General features: G+C 61.6%; 16 protein-coding genes. 10 read left to right on the forward strand and 6 right to left on the reverse strand.

The annotated features are described in order from the left end of the window. The first annotated feature begins 5 nt into the window (after nucleotides 1-5). Both F3H95_RS10010 and F3H95_RS10015 read left to right on the forward strand, forming a co-directional pair. On the forward strand, nucleotides 6-1,850 hold the full coding sequence (locus F3H95_RS10010; protein WP_149745838.1) for a DUF2264 domain-containing protein: 1,845 nt from the start codon (nucleotides 6-8) through the stop codon (nucleotides 1,848-1,850). A 211-nt stretch (nucleotides 1,851-2,061) separates the two neighbouring features. Next, nucleotides 2,062-2,850 (forward strand): hypothetical protein, encoded by a 789-nt coding sequence (locus tag F3H95_RS10015; protein WP_149745839.1) that lies wholly within the window; start codon nucleotides 2,062-2,064, stop codon nucleotides 2,848-2,850. 104 nt (nucleotides 2,851-2,954) lie between these two features. Here F3H95_RS10015 and ugpC read toward each other — a convergent pair whose 3' ends face one another. The 5 genes from ugpC to F3H95_RS10040 form a co-directional block, all read right to left on the reverse strand. Further along, entirely contained in the window at nucleotides 2,955-4,082 is a 1,128-nt protein-coding gene (ugpC, locus tag F3H95_RS10020) for a sn-glycerol-3-phosphate ABC transporter ATP-binding protein UgpC (protein WP_149745840.1), read from the reverse strand. A gap of 101 nt (nucleotides 4,083-4,183) precedes the next feature. Beyond that, nucleotides 4,184-5,359 (reverse strand): extracellular solute-binding protein, encoded by a 1,176-nt coding sequence (locus F3H95_RS10025; protein ID WP_244617970.1) that lies wholly within the window; start codon nucleotides 5,357-5,359, stop codon nucleotides 4,184-4,186. A gap of 82 nt (nucleotides 5,360-5,441) precedes the next feature. Next, entirely contained in the window at nucleotides 5,442-6,302 is an 861-nt protein-coding gene (locus F3H95_RS10030; RefSeq protein WP_143127889.1) for a carbohydrate ABC transporter permease, read from the reverse strand. Further along, nucleotides 6,299-7,183: a sugar ABC transporter permease gene (locus F3H95_RS10035; RefSeq protein WP_143127890.1), complete on the reverse strand. Its 885-nt coding sequence runs from the start codon at nucleotides 7,181-7,183 to the stop codon at nucleotides 6,299-6,301. The genes F3H95_RS10030 and F3H95_RS10035 overlap by 4 nt, the downstream gene beginning before the upstream one ends. A 17-nt stretch (nucleotides 7,184-7,200) precedes the next feature. Continuing rightward, on the reverse strand, nucleotides 7,201-8,382 hold the full coding sequence (locus tag F3H95_RS10040; RefSeq protein ID WP_143127891.1) for a Gfo/Idh/MocA family oxidoreductase: 1,182 nt from the start codon (nucleotides 8,380-8,382) through the stop codon (nucleotides 7,201-7,203). A 484-nt stretch (nucleotides 8,383-8,866) separates the two neighbouring features. Between F3H95_RS10040 and F3H95_RS10045 the strand changes: the two genes are divergently transcribed. From F3H95_RS10045 to F3H95_RS10060, 4 genes are read left to right on the forward strand one after another with little or no spacing between them, the layout of a single operon-like run. Next, entirely contained in the window at nucleotides 8,867-9,616 is a 750-nt protein-coding gene (locus tag F3H95_RS10045) for a GntR family transcriptional regulator (protein WP_143127908.1), read from the forward strand. Between the two features lie 27 nt (nucleotides 9,617-9,643). Further along, the gene (locus F3H95_RS10050) at nucleotides 9,644-10,666 is read left to right on the forward strand and encodes an SIS domain-containing protein (RefSeq protein ID WP_149745841.1); all 1,023 of its coding nucleotides are present in this window, start codon (nucleotides 9,644-9,646) and stop codon (nucleotides 10,664-10,666) included. Continuing rightward, nucleotides 10,663-11,847 (forward strand): N-acetylglucosamine-6-phosphate deacetylase, encoded by a 1,185-nt coding sequence (gene nagA / locus F3H95_RS10055; RefSeq protein ID WP_143127893.1) that lies wholly within the window; start codon nucleotides 10,663-10,665, stop codon nucleotides 11,845-11,847. The genes F3H95_RS10050 and nagA overlap by 4 nt, the downstream gene beginning before the upstream one ends. Then, nucleotides 11,844-12,746 (forward strand): ROK family protein, encoded by a 903-nt coding sequence (locus F3H95_RS10060; protein WP_149745842.1) that lies wholly within the window; start codon nucleotides 11,844-11,846, stop codon nucleotides 12,744-12,746. The genes nagA and F3H95_RS10060 overlap by 4 nt, the downstream gene beginning before the upstream one ends. A 31-nt stretch (nucleotides 12,747-12,777) precedes the next feature. On the opposite strand, the gene F3H95_RS10065 is transcribed toward F3H95_RS10060, so the two are convergent. After that, nucleotides 12,778-13,581, reverse strand: a complete 804-nt coding sequence (locus F3H95_RS10065) for a class I SAM-dependent methyltransferase (RefSeq protein ID WP_149745843.1) — start codon at nucleotides 13,579-13,581, stop codon at nucleotides 12,778-12,780. A gap of 98 nt (nucleotides 13,582-13,679) precedes the next feature. On the opposite strand from F3H95_RS10065, the gene F3H95_RS10070 reads away from it, so the two are divergent. The 4 genes from F3H95_RS10070 to F3H95_RS10085 are packed head-to-tail and all read left to right on the forward strand — an operon-like array spanning nucleotide 13,680 to nucleotide 17,833. After that, nucleotides 13,680-14,831: an ABC transporter substrate-binding protein gene (locus tag F3H95_RS10070; RefSeq protein ID WP_149745844.1), complete on the forward strand. Its 1,152-nt coding sequence runs from the start codon at nucleotides 13,680-13,682 to the stop codon at nucleotides 14,829-14,831. Between the two features lie 49 nt (nucleotides 14,832-14,880). Beyond that, nucleotides 14,881-16,020, forward strand: a complete 1,140-nt coding sequence (locus tag F3H95_RS10075; protein ID WP_149745845.1) for an ABC transporter substrate-binding protein — start codon at nucleotides 14,881-14,883, stop codon at nucleotides 16,018-16,020. After that, nucleotides 16,020-17,087 carry an iron ABC transporter permease gene (locus tag F3H95_RS10080; RefSeq protein WP_143127898.1) on the forward strand — a complete coding sequence of 356 codons (1,068 nt, stop codon included), beginning with the start codon at nucleotides 16,020-16,022 and terminating at the stop codon, nucleotides 17,085-17,087. Before F3H95_RS10075 ends, F3H95_RS10080 begins: the two co-directional genes overlap by 1 nt. Continuing rightward, entirely contained in the window at nucleotides 17,081-17,833 is a 753-nt protein-coding gene (locus F3H95_RS10085; RefSeq protein ID WP_143127899.1) for an ABC transporter ATP-binding protein, read from the forward strand. The genes F3H95_RS10080 and F3H95_RS10085 overlap by 7 nt, the downstream gene beginning before the upstream one ends. Nucleotides 17,834-17,886: the final 53 nt, after the last annotated feature.

The following is a 17,886-nucleotide window of genomic DNA, read 5'->3' on the forward strand; positions in this document are numbered from 1 at the left end:
TCCGCATGTCCGATCCCGTCCGCGCCAATCCACTTCATGGCAATCCACTTCTGACCCGCAGCGATGTGCAGAAGGCGCTGCTGGATCTCTTTCAGCCGCTTTTGCCCTATTTTTCCGAGGGCGGTGCTCGGGTCAGACTGTCAGCGACCGGGGCGATCTTCGACCATGCTGCCGCCGATCTCGAAGGCTTCGCACGGCCGCTCTGGGGCATCGTCCCCTTTGCCGCCGGTGGCGGCACGTTTCCACACTGGCCGCTCTATCGCAAAGGGCTGGCGAACGGCACCAATCCGGCGCATCCGGACTATTGGGGCGACGTTGCCGATAGAAACCAGCGCCTTGTGGAACTGGCGGCCATCGGCTTTGCGCTCGCCATGGTGCCGCAGCATCTCTGGGAACCGCTGACGGCGCAGGAGAAGCAGGGCGTCGCAGCCTATCTTCTGGCGGCCCGCGAGCGCGACTACGTCGACAACAACTGGAAATTCTTCCGCGTGCTGGTCGATCTCGGATTGCAGCGCGTCGGCATTGCCTTTGACCGCAAGAAGACCGTTGCCTATCTCGATGAACTGGAAGCCTTCGATATTGGTGAAGGCTGGTATCGTGACGGACCTGTGAAGCGCGTCGACCACTATATCCCCTTCGCGATGCATTTTTACGGCCTGATCTATGCGGTGCTCGCCAAGGATGATGCCGAGCGCTGCGCCCGCATTCGCGCACGCGCCGAACGGTTCGCGCCGGATATCCGCCACTGGTACGGACCGGATGGCGCTGCCCTTCCCTTCGGCCGCAGCCAGACCTATCGCTTTGCCGCCGGCGGCTTCTGGGCCGCACTCGCCTTCGCCGATCTGGAGGCCCTGCCTTGGGGTGAGATCAAGGGCTATTACCTGCGCCATCTGCGCTACTGGTCGCACCTGCCGATTGCCGACCGCGATGGCGTTCTGTCGATCGGGTATGGCTATCCGAACCTGCTGATGAGCGAGAGCTACAATTCCGCCGGCTCTCCCTATTGGGCGCTGAAGGTCTTCCTCGCTCTGGCACTGCCGGAAGAGCATCCCTTCTGGCAGGCGCAGGAGCGCGCCGCACCGGCGTTTCCGCAGCCTGTGCCGCTTGCAAAACCCGGAATGGTGGCAATCCACACGCCCGGCAATGTGGTGGTCCTGTCTTCCGGTCAGGAGCACGACAAGATGCGCGGGTCCAACGAGAAATACGCCAAGTTTGTCTATTCCACGCGGTACGGCTTCAACATCGAGGCCAATGACCGCCATTTCGATGCCGCAAGCTTCGACGGCATGCTGGGCCTGTCGGATGACGGCGTGCATTTCCGCATGCGGGAAACGCTGGAAGAGGCGCTGATCGCCGATGACATGCTCTATTCGCGCTGGAAGCCGTGGCCGGATGTGGCGGTGGAAACCTGGCTTCTGCCGCAGAACCCCTGGCATCTGCGCATCCACCGGATCGACACGCCTCGCGAACTGCTGACCATTGAGGGCGGCTTTGCCATTCCGCGCGCCGATTTCGGCCTTGATCGGAGCGAGGGGGAGAGCGGCCGCGCCGTCTGGTTCGGGCAGGAGGATGTCAGCGCCATCCTCGATCTCGGCGAGCGGCACCGCCTCGGGCGCGCGCATGTGCCGATCGCCAATACCAATCTCATCGTCGCAAAGACGAACCTGCCGCAGTTGCGTGGAGCAATCCCGCCCGGTCGCAGCGTGCTGGTGACCGCCGCCTTTGCGCTGCCTTCGGGAAATGCCGCAGCCCGCGCTCTTGCGAACCCGCCCTCACCTCCCGATCTGTCGGCCCTGGAACGACTGTTTGACGAACGCGGCGAGCGGGTGGCGGCGTTTGATTTGAGTTGAGAAAAGCCAAAGGGGAAAAGGGCAAAGCTTGAAAATGATTTTGGGCGATGTTCAATTTTGTTGGGCTGATCTTGAAATAGAAAGTGCGAATTTGCCAATACACGGCGATAGCTATTTTATCCTACCTTTTTGATTGTTCATGTTGACCGTTGGAGGGAAGGAGTATGTAATTCCTCCCATTGATAGAGGCATCTATGTTCGTGGGGGCGGCATGCAGATGGTTGACGTCAATCTGGTTGCAGGTCCGGAATTTTCATTGATAGACAAGCTCGTTGCTGACCTTGAGCGAATGCTGAGGTATTCATCGATCACCAAAACCGTCGAAGTCCCCAAAGACATCGTTGATGAGGCATCCGCCGCTCTTGCCAAGGCACGAGGCATGGGGCCTCCGACCTCGGCACAGGCTAGCGACGTCGAGGTGTCTCTGTTGCAGGCAATCGACAAAATCACGCCGCGCATTTACCCGGCGACGCCGCTCTCGCTCGAGATTGCCGATCTCATGGAAGGGCAGTCACGCGGGAGGACCGTGATCGATGAAGCCTCGCGAGAAGGGATTATCTACAAACGCGTAAACCGTCTTATCAGGAAGCTGATGTGGTTTACGCTCTGCTCCCTGATTCTCGTTATTGTGTCTTTCGCACTGCGCGATGTCTTTGATGATAAGCTAGGTCCATACAAGACGCATGTCGAACATATGGTCAACATCATCGTCGGCCTGTTGGGTGCATGCGCCTACATACTCCGGAGTATTTTGACGCGTCTTGCTTCGCAGACATTCGTGTTGCGGGAAGAGGCCGGATATTATCTGCGCATGAACCTCGGAATGACCCTTGGTCTCATCATGCCGCAGATCGCAGGCGCCACAGGGTCCGCAGTCAGTGGCTTCGTCATCGCATTTCTGGCAGGCTATGCCGTCGAGCCGATGTTCACGGCACTTGATACGCTGGTGACGACCTTGCGAGATGCCGTCGCCCGCCCTTCTGCGCAGCCCGCAAAGTAGAATACATGAAATGGAGGCGCATGGTGCAGCGAGATGCACCATGCGCCTCCTTGCAAAGATCCTTGTTGCGCGTTGACTGCGTCAGTGATGAAATCTGCTTTGCCTCACTCCGCCGCCGTCACCTCCGGCAGTTCCAGTTTCTGCCAGTCGATGTGCCGCTCAAGCGCTATGCCTTCGGCGTCGAACAGATGGCAATCGGCAGCGCGGATGCCGGTCTTCATCGTTTCGTTGACGCGGACGGGAGCAGAACCCGGCAGCAGTGCGCAATAGGGCTCGCCGCCGGGAAGGCTAGCATAGGCGACCGTGTTGACGCCGAGGCGCTCGATCACCGAGGGAATGACGTCGATCAACAGGTCGCCATGGCCGAGATGCGTGTGTTCCGGGCGAATGCCGAGCGTCAGCGTCTTGCCGACGAGGTTGTCGCGCGGCGCGACCGGGATCAGCACCCGCTGGCCCTGGCAGAGCACGGTGACGCCCTCCGGTCCGGCGGCTTCACAGGTGACGGGCACGAAGTTCATTTTCGGGTTGCCGATGAAGCCGGCGACGAACAGGTTCTGCGGCTTGTGATAGAGTTCCAGCGGCGCGCCGACCTGGGCGATGCTGCCGGCATTCAGCACGACGATGCGGTCGGCCATGGTCATGGCCTCCACCTGGTCGTGGGTGACGTAGATCATCGTGGCCTTGAGGTCCTGGTGCAGCTTGGACAGTTCGATGCGCATGTCGGACCGCAACGCCGCGTCGAGGTTCGACAGCGGTTCGTCGAACAGGAAGATTTTCGGCTCGCGCACGATGGCTCGGCCGATCGCGACACGCTGGCGCTGACCGCCGGAGAGCATGCCGGGCTTCTGCTGCAGCCGCTTGTCAAGCTGCAGGATACGCGCCACGCCCTCCACCTTTTCGCGGATCTTGTCTTCGGAAAGGCGCTCGACGCGCAGCGGAAAGGCGATGTTCTCGAACACCGTCATGTGCGGATAGAGCGCATAGGACTGGAAGACCATGGCAATGCCGCGCTCGACCGGCGGCTTGTCGTTGACGCGCGCGCCATCGATGACGATGTCGCCGGTGCTGACGGAATCAAGGCCGGCGATCATGCGCAGCAGCGTCGACTTCCCGCAGCCGGACGGGCCGACGAAAACGACGAACTCGCCGTCCTTCACCTCCAGGCGGATGCTTTTCAGCACCTCGAAGTCCCCGTAGAACTTCTGCACGTTGTTCAGAAAAAGCTGTCCCAAGGTCAAAGTCTCCGTTCGCCGGAACGAGCGGCCGCGCGGCGCATCACGAAATGAGGGAGGGGATCGCATGTCTGCCACGCGATCCCCGACGATCGTCTGGCTTACTTGTACTGTTCCAGATCGGCAGCCGCCTTCTTCAGCGCGGCTTCCGGCTCGGCCTGGCCGGTCACGACGGACTGGACCATGGCGATGATCACGTTCTGGAAGCCCTTGTAGTCGGTGAAGAGCGGCTCCGGACCACCATAGGTGATGCCGTCGATCAGCGGCTTCCAGTAGGGATCCTTGGCGACGAAGGCATCCACCTGCGGCGAGGGACGCAGCGGGGTGAGGCCGGCGTCGCCCTGCAGTTCGTATTCACCCTGCGGACCGGGCGAGGTTATGAACTTGGCGAATTCGATCGCCTTGTCCTCGACGCCGGAGCCCTTGAACACGGCAAGGCTGTCGGTGATGAGGAGCGTGCCCTGCCCCTTGGCCGAGGGGCCGAGCGGCAGCGGTGCAATGCCCCAGTTGATGCTGGTCTTCTTCAGACGAGAGGCGGCACCCGAGCCGGCCTGGATCATCGCCACCTTGCCATCGAGGAAGATTGCGCGGATTTCGTTCTGTTCGTAGGCGGTGGCGCCTTCGACGGAATAGGGCGTGATGTCCTTGTAGGCCTTCAGGGCGGCCAGCACTTCCGGGCTGTTGGCGACGACCTTGTCGCCGTCGATGATCTTGCCGTTGTTGGTGTACACCCAGTGCATGAACTGGTGCATGGTGTTGTCGAAGGTCTTGGCGGGCAGGCCGTAGCCGGCGACGCCGGTCTTTTCCTTGACCTGCTTGGCGAAGGCGATTTCCTCAGCCCAGGTCTTCGGCGGGGTTTCCGGGTCGAGGCCGGCCTGCTTGAAGAGATCCTTGTTCCAGTAGAGAGCCTTGGTGGAGAAGGCGATCGGAACGCCCCATTGGGTGCCGTTGAAGGTGACGGTGTCGACGATGTTCGGATAGTAGGTTTTCTTTTCGGCATCCGTCATCGGCACCGGAACGATGAGGTCGTTCTGGGCAAATTCCTTCAGCGTGCGTGAACCGACATAGGCCATGGCGACCGGCGTGCCGGCGGCAGCGAGCGTGGTGGCCTTGTCCTGGCACTGGGCCCAGCCGACGACTTCCGGCGCGACCTTCCAGCCCGGGTTCTTGCCTTCCCATTCCTTGATGTATTTTTCGTGGATCGGATCGATCTTGTCGCCGCAATAGATCCAGGAGATCTGCTTGTCGGCGGCCTGTGCGGAGAACGCGCCCAGCATGGTGCTGCTGGCGAGTGCTACGGCCAAAATCCCAGTTCTGATGGTCATTGTCACGTTCATGCTCCCATTCTCTGTGGTTGTCTTATTGTTTCACCGCACCAGCGGTGAGCCCGCTGACGAGATAGCGTTGCAGGAAGAAGATCACGATCATGGCGGGCGCGATGCCGACGAAGCTCGCGGCCATGAGTTCGTTCCAGATCACCTCCTGGCGGCCGAAATAGGCAAACAGCCCGACCGGCAAAGGCATGTATTCCGTCTTCGCATTGAAGGTCAGCGCGAAGATGAACTGCTGCGCATAGGACCCGATGAAAGTGGTGATGGCGACCACCGTGATGCCCGGCATGGCAATCGGCAGGATCACCCGGCGCAGCGTGTAGAAGTGGCTGGCGCCATCCACATAGGCTGCCTCGTCCAGTTCCTTCGGAATGCGCATGATATAGGTGCGCAGCAGCCAGATCGCGGAGGGAATGAGGAAGGCGACGCCCGGCACGATCATCGCGAAATAGGTGTTCAGCACGCCGAGCGTGCGCATCAGCCGGAACAGCGGGATCAGCAGCACGGCGCCTGAAAACATGTTGACAGCCAGGAAGGCACCGAGCAGCGGGCCGCGGCCTTTGAATTCGAAGCGGGCGAAGGCATAGGCCGCCGGCACTACCATGATCAGCACCACCGTCGTGACGATGCCGGAGATGAAGAAGGAGTTGAAGATGTAGCGGCCAAAGCCCGGCACGCTGTCCCACATGGTGCGGTAGGCGGCAAAGGAGCCGTTTTCCGGGATGAAGCGGTAGGGCGAGGAGAACAGCTGGCTGAGCGGCTTCAGCGATACCAGGAACCCTTCCACGAAGGGTGCCAGCACGAAGCTGAGGAAGACGAAGATGCCGCAATAGATGCCGAGGATTTCATACCACTTGTAGCGGTGAATCAGCTGCGCGGGCTCTTTCATTGCTTGTCTCCCGTGGCGAGGCGGCTGGTGACGCGGAAATAGCAGAGGCAGAAGATCGACAGGAAAATGCAGATCAGCACGGCGCGCGCTGCACCCTCTCCATACTTTTTCGACCCGATCGCGGTGCGGTAGGTGTCGATGATCATGGTGGTCGTCTCGCCGTTTGGCCCACCCTGCGTCAGGATCCAGATGATGTCGAAGGAATTGAAGGTGGAGATCAGCGACAGCATCGACATGGTGATCATAGCCGGCACCAGCAGCGGCAGCGTGATGCGGCGGAAGCGGTAGAAGCGCCCTGCCCCGTCCGTCCAGGCGGCTTCGTAGAGATCCTGCGGGATCGCCTGCATGGCGGCCAGCATGTAGAGCGTCACCATCGGCACGCCGATCCATACGTCAGTGATGACCGTTGCCCAGAAAGCAGTCTCGCCATAGGCCAAGAAGGCAATCGGACTGTCGGTGAGACCGAAGCGCTGGAGAAGGCCGGAAATCATGCCGAACTGGCCATTGTACATCCAGCCCCACATGAAGATGCCGATGGCCATCGGCACGATCCATGGCGGCATGGTCAGCACCCGGAACAGGGCCCGGCCCGGGACGGCGGAGTTCAGCATGGCGGCACCGAAGGTGCCGATCATCATCTTGATCGAGACGGAGAAGAAGGTCCACACGAAGGTGCGGGTGATGACTTCGGCAAAGGTGGCGTTGAAGATCTTGTTGTAATTGTCCCAGCCGACCCAGTTGGTCGTCTTGCGCAGCGATGCGTCGGTGAACGACAGAATGAAGGTTTCCACCAGCGGATAGGCCACGATGGCGCAGACATAGAGAAGCGCCGGCGTCAGCAGGATCCAGGCAAAGATGACGGCGCTGCGTCTGGCATGCATGGGAGCGGCCCTCTTGATCAGGCGGACTTGGCATGCGGTGCGGCGGCACCACCATGCAGGCAGGCATCAAAATGCGCCCAGACCGGCGCGAGATCCACCACCTTGCGGCTCTGTCGGGCCTCGTCCATCGCAAGCGCCAGAATGCCGGCCTCGATGGCATCGAGGGCCGAAACCGGCAGTGCGGCGCCCGTCTGCATGTGGGCCAGCACATCAGCGGCCATCTGTTCGTCGGCGCCGTAATGCTGGGATTTGGTCGAGGGCGCCTGATAGCGGTTGCCGATCCGCTTTTCGCGGGTATGGGCATCATGCACGTCGAGATAGCCGCGCACGAAATCGCCTTCCGCCATGCCCTTGGCGCCGATCACGCAGAAGCGGCGGAATTCGTCGGGAACGTTGAGGTTGGTGTGGAAGGTCATCGATGCGCCGCCCTCGTATTCCACGATGGCGGTCTGGTAGTCGATGATATCGCCATCGCTGTCGAACACCTTGTCGGCACCCAGCCAGCCGCTCGGTTTGCGGTGGTAGACTTCGAGATCGTTGACACCCGCCTGTTCCGGCGCATTTTCCGGCACGAAACTCTTGCGGCCGCCAAAGCTTGCGACGAAACGCGGACGCTGTCCCACCACGCCATTGTAGAGATCGAGGTCGTGGCAGCATTTTTCCAGCATGAAGCCGCCGGTATAGGAGGCGTAGCGGCGCCAGTCGCGCATGAAGAAGGCGCCGTGATAGGGCGCGATATGCTCCGAGGCCTCGATCGACACGACATCTCCGAGGAGGCCGCGGGCCTGAGCCTCACGCAGGTCCCGGTAAAGCGGCGAATAGCGCAGAACGAGGCCGACCAGCAGGCGGTCATGACCGTGCGTGTTGAGCAGGCTGGCCAGCGCGTGGCTTTCCTCGATCGAGATGACGATCGGCTTTTCGGTGAAGACCTTGAGGCCCGCCTCGAGGCCGATGCGGATATGTTCGAGATGCAGGTGGTTGGGGGAGCCGATCATCAGCAGGTCGAACTTTTCCGACGCGATCAGCTCTTCCGGCGTGTCATAGGCCTTGCCTGCGGAAATGCCGGCTTCGGTCAGTCGAGCCATTCCGGCCGGCGCCGGATCGACATAGCCGACAATCTCGAAATCCGGATCGATATCCTTGAAGACAACGCCGAGATAGCCGAGACGGAATCCGAGTCCGATGATGGCGACCTTCATGACAGCATGTTCCCTGTTTTCGTAATTATTTTTCTTAGACTGTGGCATGGGTCCGCTTTCGTCAACCGAAAATCGACAAAATCCGAAATTCATGAAATTCATTTTCATGGCCGGGCGCATGTCGACGTTTCGGACCCATCCAGCCGGTTTGTGGGAGACGGGTCTTTGCGAGAGCGGAAGCCATGCCGTGGCCTCTGGGCTGAAATAATACCAAAAAAATGCCAATCGTCTACCGGACTCATCCAATTTTCCGAGTAACGCTTGAGTTTTGCAGCTAAATGGCGGTTTTGACAGGTAAATTTGCTTGTCCGGTGCCCTCGGGTTTCATGAAAATGAAACCATTTGCGGATTTGGCACTTCATTGGTATTGTCGCGCTTCAACCAAGAACGGAACAAGGCCCGGCAGGGCGCTTTGAGAGGAAGGCGAAAGGGATGGAGCAGCAGCGGTTCTCGACGTCTTTCCGAAAGGATCGCCCGCATGGCCATGGATGATGCCCTTCCTCTGGCCGACCTGCAAAATGCGCGGGGCGGCCCTCTCTACCTGAAGCTCAAGAACATGATCGAGCATGCCGTCGTCTCGGGACGGCTGAAGCATGGAGACGCCCTGCCGGCTGAGCGCGACATTGCCGATGCGGCCGCAATTTCCCGTGTCACGGTTCGCAAGGCGATTGATGATCTTGTGGATCAGGGACTGCTGGTGCGCCGGCGCGGGTCCGGCACGTTTGTTGTCAAGCCTGTTCCACGCATGCAGCAGACGCTGAACCGGCTCACCTCCTTCTCCGAGGATATGCGCCGCCGCGGCATGGTGCCGGGATCGCGCTGGCTGGATCGCGGCCTGTTTCATCCGACGCCAGAGGAGACGATGACGCTCGGGCTTGCCGGCAATGCGCGCGTCGCGCGGCTGACGCGTCTGCGCACCGCCAATGATATGCCGATCGCGTTGGAGCGCACCAGCCTGCCGGATGACATCCTGCCCGATCCCGATGGGATCGAGAACTCGCTCTACCAGGCGCTCTCCCAGCGCAGTATCCGGCCGATGCGCGCCAACCAGCGCATCTGCGCGGTGCTGCTGAAGGACGAGGAAACGGAACTGCTTGGTGTGCCGCTCGGCTCCGCAGCGCTTTCGGTGCAGCGCATCGCCTATCTCGATACGGGCCGCGTGATGGAAGTGTCCACTGCACTTTATCGCAGCGATGCCTATGACCTCGTGGCCGAACTGACCATCGGCTCCTGATTTTTTCTTTTCCGAAAGGCTTTTTCCATGTCGTCCATCATGCGTCAGGAGATCGACCAGATCCCCGCCGTCGCCGCTTCGCTGTTGTCTTCGTCTGCAGATGCGATCCGGGAGGCTGCGGCTGCGTTGAGGGCACGCGATCCGGCCGTGGTGGTGACGATCGCGCGTGGCTCGTCCGACCATGCGGCGCATTTTCTGAAATATGCGATCGAACTGGAACTCGGCATACCTGTAGCCTCCATCGGGCCGTCGCTCAGTTCCATCTATGGCGTGCCGCTGAAACTGGAGCGCGCCGCGGCGCTCGCCGTCTCGCAATCCGGAGCGAGCCCCGATATCGTGTCCCTGGCAGAAAGTGCCGGCAAGGGTGGGGCTCTCAGCGTGGCGCTCGTCAACACCGTTCCCTCGCCGCTCGCCAGGGCGGCATCCATCGCACTCGACATCAAGGCCGGACCGGAGATCGCCGTCGCCGCGACAAAATCCTTCGTCAATTCCATCGTCGCCGGTCTGGCGATCATTGGTGAATGGAAGCAGGATAATGCCTTGTGTGCTGCCGTCGCCGATCTTCCCCGCCGTTTCGAAGATGCGCTCGCACTTGATTGGAGCATGCTGGTCGAGGGCCTCACGGCGGCCGATTCTCTCTATATGCTTGGGCGTGGTCCATCCCTGGCGATCGCCTCCGAAGCCGCCCTGAAATGCAAGGAGACCTGCGAACTGCATGCCGAAGCCTATTCGTCGGCGGAAGTGCTGCACGGGCCGGTTTCGCTGGTTGCCGATGCCTTTCCCGTCATCGCCTTTGCCGCGCGGGACAAGGCGGAGGCATCGATCGCCGAAACCGCCTCCAGGCTCGTGGCAAAGAACGCGGCGATCTATCTCACCTCCGCCAACGGCCGGGGACCGACGGCGCTTCCCTTCATCGCGACGGGGCATCCCCTGACTGACGCGCTGTGCCTGATCATTCCCTATTACGGCATGGTGGAGGCACTTTCGCGCCGCCGCGGCTTCAATCCGGACAAGCCCGCCGCCCTGCAGAAGGTGACCGAGACCCGATGAGCACTGGTTTCATTCTTTTCGGCGGGCTTATCTTTGATGGCGCGCGCTTCCACGATGACCGGGTCCTTGTCGTATCAGACGGGAGCATCGTCGAGGTTTCTGCGGCCGATGGAGCCCTGCCCGACCTGCCGCGGCAGGATGCCGGCGGCGCGCTGGTCGTTCCCGGCTTCATTGATCTGCAGGTCAATGGTGGTGGCGGTGTTCTGCTGAACAACGATCCGAGCGTTGAAGGCATTGCCACGATCCTCGCGGCCCATGCCCGCTTTGGTACGACGGCGCTTCTGCCGACGTTGATCACCGATCGTCCTGACGTGCGCGACAAGGCGCTTGCGGCCGGACGTCTGGCACAGGAGCGTCACCTGCCAGGCTTCCTCGGCCTGCATCTGGAGGGGCCTCACCTGTCGCTGGCGCGCAAGGGCACGCATGATCCGGCCCTCATTCGTCCGATGACCTCGGAGGATCTTGCGGTTCTTTGCGCGGCATGTGGCACCTTCGGTCAGGCCCTCATCACCATTGCGCCGGAAAACGTCACGCCGGATCAGGTCCGTGCGCTGCGGTCCGCCGGTTATGTCGTGAGCCTCGGCCATACCGATGTGGGCGCCACCACCGTCGCCACCTATGTCGAGGCCGGCGCGTCGATGGTCACGCACCTCTTCAATGCGATGAGCCCGCTTGGCAATCGAGAGCCCGGCGTGGTCGGGGCCGCACTTGCGTCCGGCGCGCTGTCCTGCGGCCTGATCGCCGATGGTTTCCACGTCGATCCGATCAGCATGGGCATTGCGCTGCGTGCAAAACAGGGGCCGGGCCGGATCTTCCTGGTGACCGACGCCATGTCGACCATCGGCACCGATGAGCCCGGTTTCGAGTTGAACGGCCGGCAGGTCTACCGCCGTGACGGGCGACTGACGCTGGCCGACGGAACGCTGGCCGGCGCGGATATCGACATGCTCTCCTGCGTCCGCTTTGCCCATGGGCGTCTCGGCCTCTCGCTTGCTGAGTCGCTGAACATGGCTTCGCTTTATCCCGCCGAAGCCATGGGTCTTCAGGATCGCGGTCGGCTGGCTGCCGGATGTGCAGCCGATTTCCTGCTGCTGGATCCATCGCTTGCCTTGCGTTCCACCTGGATCGGCGGAGCACCGGTCTATGATGCCGCGGACGGTGAAGAGGGAGCAAGGACATGATCGTCTGCTTCGATATCGGCGGCACTGCGATCAAGGGGGCGCTCGCCTACAGCGCAGAGGATATTCGTCCCGTCCCGAGGCAGCCGACCCCGCTGCATGATTTCGAAGCCTTCGTCGCAGTCATGCGCGCTGTGATCGAAACGGCCGGGGAACGGCCGGACTGCGTGGCGCTTTCGATTGCCGGCATCATCGATCCCGATACTGCGCTCGCGGTTGTTGCCAACGTGCCCTGCATTCACGGCCGGCCGCTGAAGGCAGATCTGGAAGCGGCGCTCGGCCTGCCGGTTTTGATTGCCAATGATGCGGACTGCTTCGTGCTCGCCGAAGCCGGCATCGGCGCCGGTCGCGGACATCGCGTTGTGTTCGGCGTGATTCTCGGGACCGGTGTCGGTGGTGGACTGGTGATCGACGGCCGGTTGATCAACAGCGATGGCGGTTTTGCCGGCGAATGGGGCCATGGGCCAGTTGCAGCCACCGAGGCCGGCCACCCGCCCGCGCGTCTGCCGCGCTTCCAGTGCGGCTGCGGCCTTGCCGGCTGCATCGATGCCATCTGCAGCGCGCGCGGCCTGGAGAAACTGCATCAGCATCTGCATGACGAGACGCTGACCAGCGAGGAGATCATCAAGGCGTGGTCCGAGCAGGATCCTCTCGCCGCACGCACCATTGATGTCTATGTCGGTGTGCTGGCCGGGCCGCTGGCGCTGGTCGCCAATGTCACGGGTGCGACGATCATGCCGGTGGGTGGCGGTCTTTCCAACGTGCCGGCCCTTCTGGTCGAGATCGACCGGGCGGTCCGCGCCCGCGTCCTGCGGAAGTTCAACCGCCCGCTGATCGTCAGGGCCGAATGCCGGATCGAGCCGGGCCTGATCGGCGCCGCGCTGCTCGGGCTCAAGGGGTGAGCCCGAGCCCGCCATCGGCGTAAGGCTCCCGTCACTTCACGGCGCAGATGGCATAACGGTGCTGGGTGGCGCGTTCGAGCCCCTTCAGCAGGCTGAAGTTCTTGCGCTGGGCGCGGTGAATGGCGCGCATGTTGGTATCCACCCTCACCTGAGAGAAACCGGCATCCTGTAAAAGCGCCGCCACGGCATCCGCGCGTGCACCTTCCGAAAAATAGACGCGCGAAAGAATGCTGCGATGGGTGTCCGCCAGCGCGCTGCCGGGGCCATGGGCCGGACGCTTGTCGGAGATGCCGAAACGGCCAAGCAGGGTCGCCAGCCTGCCCGCCAGGCGTGCAATCACACCCGGATTGACGAAGTCGCCATCGACGATCAGGAGCCGTCCGCCCGGCTTCAGCACGCGGTGCCATTCGCGAAAGGCCGCTGCCGGATTGACCAGAGTCCAGACGAGATGCCGGTTGGTGATCACGTCGTAACTTTCATCCGGCTCCATGGTGGATTCCGCATCGCCCATCAGGAAGCGGATCGAGCGACCGCGCGCCTTTGCCTTTGCCTTGGCGCGCTCCAGCATCGGCTCTGCCCAGTCGAGGCCCGTGACGGAAAAACCGAGGTCATCCAGGAGGTGTGAGACCACCCCTGTGCCCGAGGCGAGGTCGAGCGCCTTTCGCCCGTCGCCTGTGCCGAGATGGCGACGGATCAGCGCATGCCAGGCCGCTCGCTCCGCATCCGAAAAGATTTCGTGCCCCGGCTGTTCGTCGAAGGTCTCGGCCCTGGCCGACCAGTAGGCCTTGATCTCGTCCTTGAGGTTGTAGTTTGCCTGCGCTGCCAACTGATGCATGAATGCCGTCCTGCTTCCAGTAACCGATTGGAATTCTTCTAAAAGATATTTGTTGACGTGAAAACTCATAAAATCATAGAAGCGCCCAAAATCGATCCATGGAGGCAAAGGTGTTCAAAATTTCCGGCGTCGCAACGGCTGCAGCCCTGTCGCTCGCATTCCTTGCGGGTGTGGCTGAGGCTGGCGAAAAGATCAAGGTCAAGGATATTACCGGCCGTGAGGTCGAGGTCAGCGTCCCGGTCGAGCGCGTGATCCTTGGCGAAGGTCGCCAGATCTATTTCACCGGCGCTCTTGATACCGAAGCGCCGTTCAAGCGCGTTGTCGGGTGGCGTGACGATTTCCAGAAGGCCGACCTCGACGGCTACAACATCTATCTGAAAAAATTTCCGGAAATGGCCAGGATCCCGACCTTTGGCGGGATGAAGGACGGAACCTTCGATATCGAGCAGGCTGTAACGCTGAAGCCCGATGTCATCATCATGAACATCGATGCCAAATCCGCCACCGAGGAAAGCGGCTATATCGAGAAGCTGTCCAAGGTCGGCATTCCCTTGGTCTATGTGGATTTCCGCGAAAAGTCGCTGGAGAACACGGATCCCTCGATGCGTCTGATCGGCAAGCTGTCCGGCAAGGAGCAGAAGGCCGAGGAATTCGTGAAGTTTCACGATGCGCAGATCGCCCGCGTGACCGACGTGATCGCCAAGACGAAGGACCTGAAGAAGCCGGTGGTGTTCATGGAGCGCGCCGGTGGCTACAGCGATGATTGCTGCATGTCGTTCGGCTCTGAAAACTTCGGTAAAATGGTGGAGCTGGCCGGTGGCGTCAACCTGGCAGCCAAGATCATCCCCGGCACCTTCGGGACCGTAAACCCCGAGCAGATCATCGCGTCCAACCCGGATCAGGTGATCGTGACCGGCGCCAACTGGGAGCTTTATGTGCCCGGCGGCGCCTGGGTCGGCGTCGGTCCCGGCGCAGACAAGGCGCTGGCCCGCAAGAAGCTGGCCGCCCTGATGAAGCGCCCGGCCTTCACGGATATCAAGGCGGTCAAGGACGGCAATGTGCACGCCATCTGGCACCAGTTCTACAACAATCCCTACCAGTTCGTGGCCATCCAGCAGATTGCCAAGTGGCTGCACCCTGACCTGTTCAAGGATCTCGATCCTGAAGCAACCTTCCAGGAACTGCATCAACGCTTCCTTCCGGTCGATTACCACAGCGGCTATTTCGTCTCGCTGAAGGACGACACGTAATCCGATACATGCCGGCAGGACTGTCTCCTGCCGGCTTCTTTCAGGAAGAATGCGAATGACCAGGCTTATCGTGCGGGCGGTGCTCGCCCTTTTGTCATTTTGGGTGCCGGGGGCTTTGGCGGCCGAGATCACCGATGTTGCCGGCCGCACGGTCGAGGTCGATCTGCCTGCCAAGCGCGTCATCGTGGGCGAAGCCCGGCAGATCCATGTGATCGCGGCGCTGAAGGGCGAACATGCCTTCGATACGATCATTGGCTGGCGGGATGACCTGCTGAAGAAGGATCCGGACAGCTACGCGGCCTATGTGGAGCGTTTTCCGCAGATCGCCCAGCTGCCACAGTTCGGCTATATCCCACAGGGTACATTCGATCTGGAAACGGCAATCTCGCTGGCGCCGGATGTCCTGACGCTGAATCTGGAATCCCAGAAATCGGCGCGCGACAGCGGTCTTGAGGAGAAGCTTGCGGCTGCCGGCATCAAGGTTGTCTACCTGGACTTCCGCATTGATCCCGACAAGAACACCGAACGATCGGTGGATATTCTCGGCCAGCTGTTCGGCGCGGCGGACCGGGCGGAACAGCTGAAGTCCTTTCGTCGCGAGCAGATTGCGCGGGTGACGGACCGTCTTGCTGCCGTGAAGGACCTTCAGCGCCCCACGGTGTTCATCGAGCGCGCACCCGGTATCTCCGGTGAGGACGCCTGCTGCCGGACCTTCGGTCCCTACAACTTCGGCGCCATGGTTGATGCGGCCGGCGGTCACAATGTCGCCGATGGCATCATCAGCACGACCTTCGGCGATCTCAATCCGGAGCAACTGGTGATTTCCGATCCTGACGCCGTTATCGTCACCGGCTCCAACTGGGCTGCCGAATCCGACGTCAACCAGTTTGTGCCCGTCGGGCGTGGCGCGGATATGGGTGTCGCGCGCCAGCGCCTGGAAAACCTGATGAGGCGCACGCCCTTCCCCCAGCTGAAGGCGGTCGGGACGCACAAGGTCTATGCCGTGTGGCATCAGTTCTACGGTGTGCCCTATGAATTCCTGCCGATCCAGCAATTCGCCAAATGGTTCCATCCGGAGCTTTTTGCCGATCTGAACCCGGAAGACACGTTCCGCCAGTTCCACGAGAAATTCCTGCCGGTCAGCTACAAGCCCGGCTATTTCGCATCGCTTGCAGAAGGTGGACAATAATGGCCATTGCAATCCAGGACGATGTGGCGACAGAGGGGCGCAGCCGCTACCGGGCGCTCGCCGCCCGGCGCCTTTTGATCCTCGCCGGTCTTTGTGCAGCGCTGGCGCTCAGCATCGCGGTCGATATCGGGCTTGGTCCGGCGCGCTATTCGCTCTCGGAGGTGCTCTCCGCGATCTTTACGCCACAAAGCGTGCCGAACCAGTTGCGTGTCGTGGTGTGGGATATCCGCATGCCCATCGCGCTGATGGCGGTGACCGTCGGCGCTTGCCTATCGCTTGCCGGCGCGCAGATGCAGACGATCCTTGCCAATCCGTTGGCGAGCCCCTTCACACTCGGCATTTCGGCCGCCGCAGGCTTCGGCGCTGCACTGGCGCTGGTGGCCGGTGTCGCGGTGTTTCCGGCCGCCATCCAGTTCATGGTGCCGATGAACGCCTTCCTGATGGCAATGCTCGCGTCGCTGTTCATCTACGGTGTCTCGACGCTGCGAGGCGTGACGGTGGAAACCATCGTGCTTCTCGGCATCGCGCTCGTCTTTACCTTTAACGCGCTTCTGTCGCTGCTGCAGTATCTGGCCTCTGAACAGGCACTCGCCGCCGTCGTGTTCTGGACCATGGGCAGCCTGACAAAAGCGACCTGGACGAAGGTGGCGGTGACCTTTGCGGTGCTCGTCGTCTGCGTGCCGCTGTTTGCCCGCCGCGCCTGGGCGCTGACGGCCCTGCGTCTCGGCGACGACAAGGCGGCAAGTCTTGGCGTCAACGTGCGTTCGCTGCGGCTGGAAACCATGCTGCTGGTCAGCCTGCTGGCGGCGATCCCGGTCTCCTTCGTCGGGACCATCGGTTTTGTCGGGCTCGTCGGTCCGCATATCGCGCGCATGGTGGTGGGCGAAGACCAGCGCTTCTTCCTCCCGGGCTCGGTCATCTGCGGCGCGCTGCTTCTGTCGACCACCTCGGTCGTCTCCAAGATGCTGATCCCCGGCGCGATCCTGCCGATCGGCGTCATTACGGCGCTGGTTGGCGTTCCCTTCTTCTTCTCGCTCATCTTCACCAACCGGAGGCGCGCATGGTAGCCCTGAAACTCGAGGAGGTCGGCGCCCGCTATGGCAAGACCCAGGTTTTCGAGGCGATCTCGACCGATTGGCTGAAGGGTGGCACGCTGACGGCGCTGATCGGTCCGAACGCGGCCGGAAAGTCCACGCTTTTCAAGAGGATCGCCGGTCTTCTTAAAGGCGATGGCGTCGTGCAGGTGGAAGATGTCCGGGAGGGTTTCCGGCCGATCTGCTACATGCCGCAGGATACCGGCGCCAATGCCGTGCTGACCGTTTACGAATCCATCCTGCTCGCCGCAAAGCAGGGCGGCGGCTGGCGCGTGGCCGAGGATGACCTGAAGGACATCGACCGCCTGCTGAAGGCGCTGCACATTTCTGACCTCGCCTTTCGCGATCTCGGCGCACTCTCCGGCGGCCAGCGGCAACTGGTCGCGATTGCCCAGGCGCTGGTGCGCCGACCGGAAGTCCTCCTGATGGACGAGCCGACGTCTGCGCTGGATCTCTTTCGCCAGATCGAAGTGCTGGAGTTCATGCGCCATCTGGCGGCGGAAAAGGGTATGGCAGTTCTGATCGCGCTGCACGACCTGAACCATGCCCTGCGCTACTGTGCGCAGACCATGGTCATTTCCGGCGGACGACTGCTTGCCAGTGGCTCGACGCTTGATGTCATCACGCCGGAGATGCTGCGGAGCGTCTACCGCGTGGAGGCGCGCGTTGAAAACTGCACCCAGGGTCGTCCGATGGTAATCGTCGACGGGACCGCCTGATCCCGAACTGAGAGCCCCACGAAGATCGTGAGCCCGGCATCAACAAGGTGCCG

Source organism: Rhizobium sp. RU35A (assembly GCF_900156005.1).
GTDB classification, from domain to species: domain Bacteria; phylum Pseudomonadota; class Alphaproteobacteria; order Rhizobiales; family Rhizobiaceae; genus Neorhizobium; species Neorhizobium straminoryzae.